This window comes from Niastella sp. sgz303648, assembly GCF_059587045.1.
Window position 1 is genome coordinate 146,864 of sequence record NZ_JCAPSW010000003.1, and the last position, 11,542, is coordinate 158,405.

Sequence of the window (11,542 nt, forward strand, 5' to 3'; positions counted from 1 at the left end):
TCTCTATAATATTTAAACCGTGAATTTCGGTATGTTTAATGTAATAACAGGGATCTTAACAATATTATTAGAAATTTCGCACTTATCCCTGCTTCAGCTTCAGCTGTACCACATTTTCAATATGATGCGTATGAGGGAACATATCAACCGGCTGCACCCTTGTTACCTCGTACTTTTCATTGAGCAGGTTCAGGTCCCTGGCCTGTGTTGCGGGGTTACAGCTAACATATACCACCAGCGGTGCGGCGGTTTCAAGAATTTTTTGCACCAGCTTTTCATGCATGCCTGCCCGTGGCGGATCGGTAATTACCACATCGGGTTTGCCATGATGCTGAAAAAATTCACTGGTACAAACATCTATTACATCGCCTGAAAAAAACTGCGCATGTTCAATATGGTTAAGTGCTGCATTTTCGCGGGCATCTTCCACCGCCTCCTTCACCGTTTCGACCCCGATTATTTTTTTCGCCTGTTTGCTTACAAAAAGACCAATGCTTCCTGTTCCGCAATATAAGTCATATAAAACCTCATTACCGGTAAGGCAGGCCATTTCGCGTGTAACCTGGTATAACCGTTCGCCCTGCCGGGAATTGGTTTGAAAAAATGATTTGGGACCTATTTTAAACTGCAGGTTTTCGAGCTTTTCGATTATGTATCCCTTACCAAAATACGCCTGTGGTTGCAGGTCGTAAATGGTATCATTTTTTTTAGGGTTGATGGTATATAATAAAGTGGTAATGGCCGGCACCTGTTTCAACAAATGATCAAACAACCGGGTTCTTTCCTGTTCATCGTCGTACCCAAAGCAAACATTCACCATTACTTCACCGGTAGTGGCAATGCGAATGATCAATGTGCGCAGCCATCCCTGGTGTAATCGTATGTCGTAAAAAGTATAACTATGTTTCTGCGCAAAATCGCGAATGGTATTTTTGATGGCATTTACCGGTTCCTGCATCAAATGGCAGGTGGTAATATCAATTATTTTATCAAACAGGCGGGGCACATGAAAGCCAAGAGCATTTTCCTGGTCAATAACCGCGTCTTTGGCCGCAATTTCTTCGGGCAGCAGGTACCGTTTGTTACTGAAAGTAAACTCGAGCTTGTTGCGGTAACGGGCTGTTTCGGTACAGCCGATTATCGGCTGAATGGGCGGCAGGGTTACTTTACCAATACGGCGCAGGTTTTGTTCTACTTCGTTTTGTTTGTATTGCAATTGTTTTTCATAAGGCAGCATTTGCCATTTGCAACCGCCGCAAACACCAAAATGCCCGCAAAAGGGCGTTACCCGGTCAGAGCTCCAGGTATGAAAATGAATGGCCTTTCCTTCGGCCCATTCTTTTTTGTTTTTCGATAGCTGAACGTCCACTACATCACCCGGCACCGCTCCTTCGATAAATATCACCTTACCGGCAATTTTGCTCAGGGCCTTTCCTTCTGCTGCATAATCCTGTACGGGCACCTGTTGCAATACCGTTTTCTTATTTTTCATGGCGCAAAGATAACGAAGTCGGAGGTCGGAAGTCGGAAGACCGAAGTCGGAAGTTTGAAGTCAGAAGTCCGATGATTTTTGCTGGTAAATAAATAGAATATTGGGGAAATATAGATCGCTGATATTATGGGTTCTTCTGACGTCTGACTTCCGAATTATGACATCAGGAATAAAAAAGGCAGCCCTGTAAAACAGGACTGCCACCTTCACGCTATTATTACAAGCAAAAATTGACCGGTGGTTAAACAACCACAGTCGCTATATTAATAACAATAAGCTTTAGCAGAAGGTTGCTATAATTTTCATTTTTGCTTTTTATTAGTTTTTCCGAAAACAGATGCAGGTGATCCTGTTTTTACCTGGCTGCCTGGCAGGCCGGCATGCGTATAAGGATTTTTTTGGCTACCCCTTTGCTACCTCACGTCTACCCCTTCGCTACCTCCTGGCTACCTCTTTGCTACCTCAAAGCTACTTTTGCCCTACCTCCTGGCTACCCCTTCTCTACCTCTGGTCTACCTCAAAGACTACCTAAAGGGTAGAGCAGGTATAGACTAAGTATAGGCTAAGTATAGCTTAAAACACGGCAAAGTATAGCAAAGAGGTAAAGAAAATTAAAAGTTCAGGTTCCTAAATGGGATTTAGATTAATATAAGATAAACCCGGCTGTCAGATACTGAAAAAACTCAATTCATTGATTTGTAATACAATAAACACTAAGACATTTCATCCCAAAATAATAAGGGGCCAAAGAATCGCTAAACGACTACACTTTGCGTCAGATTTACTTCGAATAGAAGAGACTGAATCACCTTTTTGATCCAGCCTCTTTTTAATATTTAAACCTGTTGTGGTAAAAACTGCTTTTCCTGTAGCGCTCTTGCCTTTGAATGCTAATGACAAGGGTGAGTCACCCGCTGAATAACGGATGACTCACCCTTGTCGATTGGCTGGTGCAGGGAGCCTACTGCCCATTGCCCTGAGCGAAGTTGAAGGGTTGCCTACTGCTTTTTAGCTACTGCTCTTCTTTCTTCTTTTCGCCACCCACCTCATTGTACTTCTTTTCTGCGGCTTTGGCTTTTTCAAAATCAAGCACCACACCATTTATGCAATACCGCAAACCGGTCGGGGGCGGACCGTCTTCGAAAACATGCCCCAGGTGCGCTTTACAACGGCCGCACTGTACTTCAGTTCGGGTCATTCCATGGGAATTATCCGGCGTATAAATAATGCTGCCTTTGCTAATGGGCTGGTAAAAACTTGGCCATCCGCAACCGCTTTCAAATTTGGTGTCGCTTTTAAACAACGGATTGCCACAGGCGGCACAGTAATAGGTACCCACTTCCTTAGAATCTTCAAACTTGCTTGTCCAGGGGCGTTCGGTACCTTTTTCACGGGCGATGGCGTACACATCGGCCGGCAATACCTTGCGCCATTCTTCATCGCTTATGTTCACTTTCGATGAGTCGGTACGCGAGTAAACCGGGTTCTTTTTTGTATCCATAGTTTCTTTTTTCGTTGTATTAGATTGAGAATAACTGCAATGCTGCATAATTACGGCCAGCATAACCAGCAACAGGCCCTGTAATAGCTGCTTCATGATCATTGTGTTTATACAAATTTACGATGTGCGCAGGCCATTGGATGTCTGGTAAACGACAGTACCATGAGCTTAACATTTTGTTGGGGAATAAGTTGGGTGGCGCCGGCGGCGCCACAATGGCCACGAAATTCGGGTTTCCTGATAATCCGTGCAATCTGTGGCAAAATAAAGCGTCATCGGAGTGGACCCGCCTTTCCCGGGCCATCATTGATAAAAAGCAACCTATTTGCTGATACTCGTCATACAACACAACAAAATGACCTTACTGTTAAATATTTTTTAAGCAGAAGGCGGTCTGTAATCAGATTATTTCAGTTGATACTTTATATTTGTCCACTCACAAAGCGACATAACTAAAACATGTTTAATCTCATATTATTCGGACCTCCGGGCAGCGGAAAGGGAACACAATCAGAAAAACTGATCGAAAAATACGGATGGATCCACCTGTCGACCGGAGACCTGTTGCGTAAAGAAATCGCCAACCAAACTCAACTGGGACTCGAAGCTAAATCATTGATGGATAAGGGCCAGTTGGTGCCTGATGAAGTAGTAGTAGGTATGATCGGTTCGGCCCTTGATGCCAATCCAAACGCCAAAGGCTTTTTATTCGATGGTTTTCCAAGAACCGTAGACCAGGCCGCGGCACTGGATGCCCTGCTGGCTGGTAAGAAGTCAGAAATATCGCTGGTACTGGCGCTTGAAGTTGGCCAGGAAGAGCTGGTTAAAAGGCTGTTGAACAGGGGCTTAACCTCTTCGCGCAGCGACGACCGCGACGAAAATGTTATTCGCAAACGCCTGGTTGAATATGAAACTAAAACAGCTATCGTTGCCGATTACTATGCAAAGTTCAACAAAGTGGCGAAAGTTAAAGGCGAAGGCAGCATCGACCAGATTTTTGACTCGCTCAGCAATGAGATCGACAACAGGCAATAGCAACCCTTCGACTTCGCTCAGGGCAATTGGCGGCCTAAAATTTATATAAGTGCCACTATCTTAAGGCTTTGCCTCAAGATAGTGGCATTACTTTTTTACAGGCTTTTTCACTTCGGAAGGCAAAAAGGATAAGTAGTTTCGGATTTTAATAATGAAACAACTTACGGCCTGCTTTAATCACAAATTCCCCAAAACCAAACTTCCCGGAGCCATGTTTAGTTTCAGATTACAAAAACTAAATTACCGGCGACCATGAGGAAGAACAATATCGTCATCTGTAATTAACTTTTACTATTTCCTGATCAGGAATTTATAAAACGAAACATTGTATCGCCACGCTTAATTTCAAATTTTGCAAACGAAATTACCGGCGGCCCTGAGTTTCTTCATTTTCGTTATAAGTTGATCAGGATTTTAAAATTGAAACAACTTACGGCCTGCTTCAATCACAAATTCATCAAAATCAAACTTCCCGGAACCATTTTTAGTTTCAGATTACAAAAACCAAACAACAGATGCAGACAATGTATTTCATTGCTGCCACAACGAAACAATTCACCGCATTCTACTTACTACTTACCACTTACTTTTTACAACCTCATTTCTCCCGGTATAACCGTAATGCTTGTTTTATGTCCGCCTCTTAATACATGCACTGCAATTCGCTGCCCGATGGTTTGCTCGTTCAGCTGCTTATGGAGGTCGTCGATAGATGCAATGGGGTGATTATTAAATCCAACAATAATATCTCCTGTACGCAGCTCTGAGTTATAAACCGGTATGTCGGCATCTATTTCTGAAATATAAACGCCTGTATTTCTTTCAAGCCGGTTGGCGGCAATCATTCTTTCGGTAAGATTTACCAGCTGACCTGCCAAACCAAGATAGGCCCGTTTTACCTTGCCCTGCATTATCAGCCTGCCGCTAACATACGCGGCCAGGTTAGATGATACTGCAAAACAAATTCCATGTGCCGTTGGTATCATGGCTGTATTTACGCCAATTACCTGACCCAGCGAGTTCACCAATGGTCCGCCGGAGTTTCCGGGATTCAGTGAGGCATCTGTTTGTATTACATCATCGATCAGCCGGCCGTCAGAAGCACGCAGGGTTCTGCCAAGTGCGCTTACCACGCCTGCGGTAACCGTGTGCTGCAATCCCAGCGGATTACCAATGGCAATGGCAATTTGCCCTACCTGCAACTGGTCGCTGTTGGCAAATGTGAGCGCCTTTAAGCTGTTCTCATATATTTTAAGAACCGCTATATCTGTACTTGGGTCGCTGCCCTTTAATTCCGCATTCACTTTTCGACCATCGGCCAGTGACACTTTTATTGCAGCTGCATTTTCTATAACATGGTGATTGGTAACAATAAACCCATCAGAAGAAATTATAAAGCCTGAACCACTGCCTTCTGTCATGCGCTCCTGCCGCGAACGGCGATCTACTATTTTTTTGCTTACTTCAATATGAACAACTGCTTCGGCAATTGAACCCACTACGCCGGTAATGGTTTTTGAATAAGCATCCAGCAAATCCAGATCGGTATGCTGGATAAATTGAACTGGTGTATTAATCGTTTGCATAGCTATAAGCAGGCAAATTATTTACCAGAACCAATTTGTGACAGGATGTCCTAACCAATTGGCAATTGTCAATCGGCAAAAAGCAAATCTAAAAGCTTGCCTATTGCATATTGTCTATTGCCAATTGCCTATTGTCTATTGCCTATTGATTTTTATTCAGCAGTGAATCGGCGGCTTGCAAACCGGTCAATATTTGTTGTTTAACAAGAGTTACTTTATCTTTTTCCTGCTGCAGGTATTTAGTTCTGAGATCGGGGTTATTGGCAGCAGAATCTACCTTAAACTCATCCATCCAGGTATTCATTGCATTATTAGCATCGTTCAATTGTTTCTGCAACTGAACCAATGATTGCTTATACGAAGCATCGACTTTTGCAGCAGGTAATTTGTTAAGGCTGTCGAGCCGGTTTTTAACGTCATCGATGTTTTTACGCAGCTTGCCCACTTTAGCCATTCCTGCATCGTGCCCCTGCATAACATCGTGGTATAATGAATCTTCCTTTGTTTTCAACACAGTTTCATATCCGTTCTTACGTTCTGATGCTTCGCTGGCTGATTGATTGTTACAGGCAATCGTAAGCAATCCTGCACTAATGATCAACATAAAAAACCGGGACATATAAGGCATTGTTTTATTTAAAAAATCGGCTCAAAGTTACTTTCTTTTATACGCTAAGGCGTTTAAAATCCGTTTTATAATTGTGTTTAAAGTATTTTCGCACCATTAATCCTGCAATAGAATGGCAAATTGTTACCGGCTTACCTTTTTTGCGCTAATTCTGTTTGTAACAACTGCTGCTGCTCAAACTAATCCGGGCCCTGTATTCAGACTGGGCGCCACTGTTTCATTTGGATTATCGCATTTTATGGCCAATAACGTTGGCATCGGGGGCATGGCTGGCGCCGAAAAACTACTCTCGAAACGTTTTGCCGCCGAAATCGAAGGTTCGTACAATTATTTCACAGGCGATAAAGCCATTTACAACGATAGTAAAAACAAATCCTACGCAATTCCCCTGCTGGCCGGTATAAAAGCATATCCTTTATCAAATGTATATGCCTCCCTTCGCACAGGGGCTGTATATTTTCTCCTCAATAATATGTCATCTCCACGCGCAAGTCTTGGTTATGGAGTTGCCGGTGGAATTAACCTGCCTCAAAAAACAAATCGCCTGAATGTTCAGATGGGCTGGACGGGTTTCAGGTATGATGGTATTAGCCGGGGATATGCTACATTAGCAGCTGCGATCATTATTAAATAAGCGTGAAACGATAGTCGGCATTTATTTATTTCTCGCAAAGGCGCTCCCGCCATGGCGGGACAAAATTGATCGCTTCGCGATCTTTAAGTACGCAAAGAAAAAGCTTTGCGCCTCCGCGCCTTTGCGAGAAGCATTGCCGTTTGCCGTTCACGTTTAACGATTCTTTCCCGCTAAAGCGGGAACCATTTTGAAAAACAAAAACTACATTTTTACATGAAAAAACTGGGCAATTATGTAACCGGCCGGTGGATCACCGGCGACGGAGATGGACAGGCATTGTACAACGCAGTGAACGGCGATATCGTAGCATACGCTTCTACCCGCGGACTGGATTTTAATGCTGTTCTTGAATACGGAAGAAAAACCGGCAATCCTGCCCTTCGTAAACTCACCTTTCATGAACGTGGCCAGATGCTCAAGGCCCTTGCGCTGCACCTGCGCAATTACCTCGATAAATTTTACACCATTAGTTATAAAACCGGCGCCACTAAAGCCGATAGCTGGATCGATATTGAAGGCGGTATCGGTAATTTATTTTCTTATGCATCGCTACGTCGCAAATTTCCCAATGAACCTTTTTGTGTTGATGGCGAAGCCGTAGCGCTGGGAAAAGGTGGTTCGTTCATTGGTCATCATATACTGGTTCCCAAAGAAGGCGTTGCCGTTCATATCAATGCTTTTAATTTTCCGGTGTGGGGCATGCTCGAAAAAATTGCCGTGAATTTACTGGCCGGTATGCCGGCGATTGTAAAACCCGCCAGCATCACTTCTTACCTTACCGAAGCAGTAGTGCAGGAAATAATCGCCTCGGGCATTTTACCCGAAGGTTCATTGCAACTGCTATGCGGTTCGGCCGGCGACCTGCTCGATCATGTAACCTCGCAGGATGTGATCACATTCACAGGATCGGCATCAACAGGTTTACAGCTTAAATCGCATCCCCGGGTGCTGGCCGAAAATGTTCCTTTTACCATGGAAGCCGATTCGCTGAACTGTATTGTGCTGGGTGAAGATGTTACCCCTGCTATGCCTGAATGGGATATTTTTATAAAAGAAGTACGTAAAGAAATGACGGCCAAAGCCGGACAAAAATGTACCGCCATCCGCCGCATATTTGTACCGCAAAATAAAATGGAAGATATATGGCTGGCCCTGGGTAAAGCCCTTAGCCAAACCACCATCGGCAACCCCGAAAATGATAAAGTGCGCATGGGTGCACTGGCCGGTCAAAGTCAGCGCGAAGAAGTAAAGGCACAGGTGCAAAAGCTACTGGCATCATCACAAATAGTTTATGGTTCGCTCGATAGTGTGCAGGTAATAGACGCCGATGCGCAAAAAGGGGCTTTTATGAGTCCGTTGTTATTGATGAATGATCAGCCTTTTACCAGCGAAGCGGTACATAGCGTAGAAGCATTCGGTCCCGTAAGCACTATAATGCCTTATAATAATATTGATGAATCAATTGCACTGGCCAAAAAAGGCAAGGGATCACTGGTTTGTTCAATTGTTACTGCCAGCAATACCATTGCCAAACAATTTGTTACAGGCGCTGCCACCCATCACGGACGCATTCTGATACTCAACAATGAGTGTGCGAAAGAAAGTACCGGTCATGGTTCACCGTTACCGTTGCTGGTGCATGGCGGCCCCGGCCGGGCAGGCGGCGGTGAAGAAATGGGAGGCATGCGCGGCGTTCATCACTATATGCAACGCGTAGCGCTGCAGGGTTCGCCAACCACCATTACTGCTGTTACCAATGTGTATCAAACAGGAGCGCAAACCCGTGAAGAAGAAAAACATCCTTTCAGAAAATATTTCGAAGAGTTACAGGTGGGCGATACCATCATCACGCATAAACGAACAGTTACCGAAGCCGATATTGTAAACTTTGCCAATGTAAGCTGGGACCATTTTTATGCGCATACCGATCATACTTCGCTCGAAGGCACGGTGTTTGAAAAACCGGTGGCGCATGGCTATTTTATTTTAAGCGCTGCTGCGGGGTTATTTGTTGATGCAAAGAAAGGACCCGTATTGCTCAATTACGGCCTTGAAGAATGCCGGTTTATGAAACCTGTTTATGCAGGCGCTACTATTGGCGTTCAGCTTACCTGCAAAGAAAAGATCGAACAGGAAAAGAAAGACGAGAACGACATTGCCAAAGGCATTGTAAAATGGCTGGTGCAGGTAACCGATGAAACCGGTGAAGCGGTTGCAGTGGCTACGATTTTGACGATGGTTAAGAAGAAAAATCAATAGATGGTTCGCGCGCTCGCAGGCTCGCGCGTTTTTAGGCTAAGAGGGTATAGGAGTAGAAAGAGAAAAAAAGAGATCTTTTTTCTCAAAATTTCAAAGTTTATAACGGCAGTCGGAAACTTTAAATATAAAAAATCCTTTTTCTCTTTTAACTCTTAAATCTCTTAGCGTCCTGAGCGAAGCCGAAGGACTGCACGTCTACCCAATGGCGCGTTTTAGTATCCTGGTACATTTCGTAATTCAGGTTAAGTGCTCAAAGAAGTAGTGTAAACGAAACTTTGAAAAATGGATATTGACAGCCTTACACGAATTGTAATTGAAATTTGTATAAAAATTCATTCAACCATCGGCCCTGGTTGTTTTGAAAAAGTTTATGAAGAGATATTATATTATGAACTTGTAAATAGAAATATTCCGGTACAAAGGCAATTATTAATGCCAATAAAATATGAGACACTCCATGTACCCGATGCCTATAAACTTGATTTATTTATCGACAATCAGTTGATTGCAGAACTTAAATCAATTGAAATTGTATTGCCTGTACACTTTAAACAATTAACAACGCATCTTAAGCTGATGAGTCTTAAGCATGGGATGCTTATAAATTTTAAAGTAAATATGATGAAAGAAGGCATACATCGTGTATTCAATAACCACGGGAAATTGAAAAGGGAGTCAATTTAAATTCTCTTTTCGCTCTTTTAGTCCCGCCTTGCGGGACTTCTCTTTTTCTCAAAATTTCAATGTTTATAAAGACAGTTGGAAATTTTAAATATTAAGAAATCTCCTTTTCCTCTTTTAACTCTTTAATCTCTTAGCGCTAACTGCATCATTAAGTGCGAAGCACGCTAAAAAATTAAGGAGTTATTTAATAACTTTGATAAGAGAATACGCTTCTTTTACACGCTTGCTAAAACTTTTATTATGTCATCAGGTTATGTAACATCACATATAGATCATAACGGTATAAACACCATAGATTTTTTTCACCCGCAAAGCAATTCACTGCCCGGCAAACTGCTTGAAAGTCTTGCTCAAACCATACATGGCGCCGGAAATGACGAAGACACCAAAGTAATCGTTCTTCGCTCGCCCGGCGAAAAAGTGTTTTGTGCAGGCGCTTCGTTCGATGAACTGGTTGCCATAAAAAATCATGAAGAAGGATTGCAATTTTTCAGCGGCTTTGCCCATGTTATCAATGCCATGCGAAAATGCCCCCAGTTTATTATTGCACGCATTCAGGGTAAATGCGTTGGCGGCGGTGTAGGACTTGCGGCAGCGGCCGATTATGCTATTGCATGCGAAGGGGCAGATATTAAATTAAGCGAACTGGCGGTTGGTATAGGTCCGTTTGTGGTTGGCCCCGCAGTGGAGCGTAAAATAGGATTATCATCGTTTAATAACCTGGCCATCGATGCCACCATGTGGCGCAATGCCGACTGGGCCAAGCGTAAAGGTTTGTATGCCGAATTGCATACCAATGTCGATGACATGGATGAATCTATTCAACGGTTGTCTTATAACCTCGCACATTCCAATCCGCAGGCTATGGAAGAAATGAAAAAAATGTTCTGGAAGGGAACCGAACACTGGGAAGAGCTGTTACTGCAAAGAGCCGCCATCAGCGGGCGCCTGGTATTGAGCACCTTTACCCGGCAGGCTATTGAAAAGTTTAAGGCTAAAATCAAATAACGCTGCAAATATTGCCCGTACCATACAAGGGGTAATGCACCTGCACCTGTAAAATGATGCTACAATTTACCAGCGACAACTTTCAGCTTTTGTGTAACGAGCTGGCTGAAAAGGATGTTATCTTTAAAAATATACTGAAGCAACACAGCTATCCACCTATGTGGACCAGGCCCGCCAGCTTTGCCACGCTGATTCATATTGTGCTGGAACAACAGGTTTCACTGGCCTCGGCAAAAGCAGCCTTCAATAAACTAAAAGAAAGAACAGGCACCATTACACCGGCTAAAGTGCTTCAGTTAACCGACGAAGAATTGAAAGCCTGTTATTTCAGCCGGCAAAAAACAGTGTATGCACGCCACCTGGCCGAAGCATTTATTTCGAAAAAAATACAATTGCATAAACTCACCTCGCAGCACGATGATCATGTTCGTACAGTATTAAAGCAGGTAAAAGGTATCGGCGACTGGACGGCAGATGTATACCTGTTATTTGCGCTGCAACGCACCGATGTGTTTCCGGTTGGCGACCTGGCTATGGTGAATGCATTAAAAGAAGTAAAACAATTACCGGCCCAAACATCAAAAGATCATTTATTATCTATTGCAGAAAGCTGGCGGCCATACCGGTCAATAGCAGCTATGCTCCTTTGGCACCACTACATTAGAACCCGCAACATCAAGCTCTAATTACGATTACGATTTCTTGATTTTGTGAT

At 43.5% G+C, this 11,542-nt stretch carries 10 protein-coding genes; 6 read left to right on the plus strand and 4 right to left on the minus strand.

The window, feature by feature from the left end; genetic code table 11:
* Positions 1 to 82 precede the first annotated feature (82 nt).
* Positions 83 to 1,492, minus strand: a complete 1,410-nt coding sequence (rlmD, locus tag AC59IL_RS09420; RefSeq protein ID WP_496551862.1) for a 23S rRNA (uracil(1939)-C(5))-methyltransferase RlmD — start codon at positions 1,490 to 1,492, stop codon at positions 83 to 85.
* Between the two features lie 1,012 nt (positions 1,493 to 2,504).
* Entirely contained in the window at positions 2,505 to 3,089 is a 585-nt protein-coding gene (gene msrB / locus AC59IL_RS09425; protein ID WP_496551863.1) for a peptide-methionine (R)-S-oxide reductase MsrB, read from the minus strand.
* 363 nt (positions 3,090 to 3,452) lie between these two features.
* On the opposite strand from msrB, the gene AC59IL_RS09430 reads away from it, so the two are divergent.
* A complete protein-coding gene (locus AC59IL_RS09430; protein ID WP_496551864.1) occupies positions 3,453 to 4,028 on the plus strand; it encodes an adenylate kinase in 576 nt (191 codons plus the stop codon).
* Between the two features lie 590 nt (positions 4,029 to 4,618).
* Here AC59IL_RS09430 and AC59IL_RS09435 read toward each other — a convergent pair.
* Together AC59IL_RS09435 and AC59IL_RS09440 are read right to left on the minus strand one after the other, a co-directional pair.
* Positions 4,619 to 5,614, minus strand: a complete 996-nt coding sequence (locus AC59IL_RS09435) for a S1C family serine protease (RefSeq protein WP_496551865.1) — start codon at positions 5,612 to 5,614, stop codon at positions 4,619 to 4,621.
* Between the two features lie 142 nt (positions 5,615 to 5,756).
* Positions 5,757 to 6,233, minus strand: a complete 477-nt coding sequence (locus AC59IL_RS09440; RefSeq protein WP_496551866.1) for a hypothetical protein — start codon at positions 6,231 to 6,233, stop codon at positions 5,757 to 5,759.
* A gap of 121 nt (positions 6,234 to 6,354) precedes the next feature.
* Between AC59IL_RS09440 and AC59IL_RS09445 the strand changes: the two genes are divergently transcribed.
* From AC59IL_RS09445 to AC59IL_RS09465, 5 genes are all read left to right on the plus strand, one after another.
* Positions 6,355 to 6,876, plus strand: coding sequence for a hypothetical protein (locus tag AC59IL_RS09445; RefSeq protein WP_496551867.1), 522 nt, complete (start codon positions 6,355 to 6,357; stop codon positions 6,874 to 6,876).
* Positions 6,877 to 7,089: 213 nt separating this feature from the next.
* Positions 7,090 to 9,135: a phenylacetic acid degradation bifunctional protein PaaZ gene (paaZ, locus tag AC59IL_RS09450; protein ID WP_496551868.1), complete on the plus strand. Its 2,046-nt coding sequence runs from the start codon at positions 7,090 to 7,092 to the stop codon at positions 9,133 to 9,135.
* Positions 9,136 to 9,417: 282 nt separating this feature from the next.
* Positions 9,418 to 9,819, plus strand: coding sequence for a GxxExxY protein (locus tag AC59IL_RS09455; protein ID WP_496551869.1), 402 nt, complete (start codon positions 9,418 to 9,420; stop codon positions 9,817 to 9,819).
* Positions 9,820 to 10,059: 240 nt separating this feature from the next.
* Positions 10,060 to 10,827 carry an enoyl-CoA hydratase/isomerase family protein gene (locus AC59IL_RS09460; RefSeq protein ID WP_496551870.1) on the plus strand — a complete coding sequence of 256 codons (768 nt, stop codon included), beginning with the start codon at positions 10,060 to 10,062 and terminating at the stop codon, positions 10,825 to 10,827.
* 53 nt (positions 10,828 to 10,880) lie between these two features.
* Positions 10,881 to 11,513: a DNA-3-methyladenine glycosylase family protein gene (locus AC59IL_RS09465; protein WP_496551871.1), complete on the plus strand. Its 633-nt coding sequence runs from the start codon at positions 10,881 to 10,883 to the stop codon at positions 11,511 to 11,513.
* Positions 11,514 to 11,542: the final 29 nt, after the last annotated feature.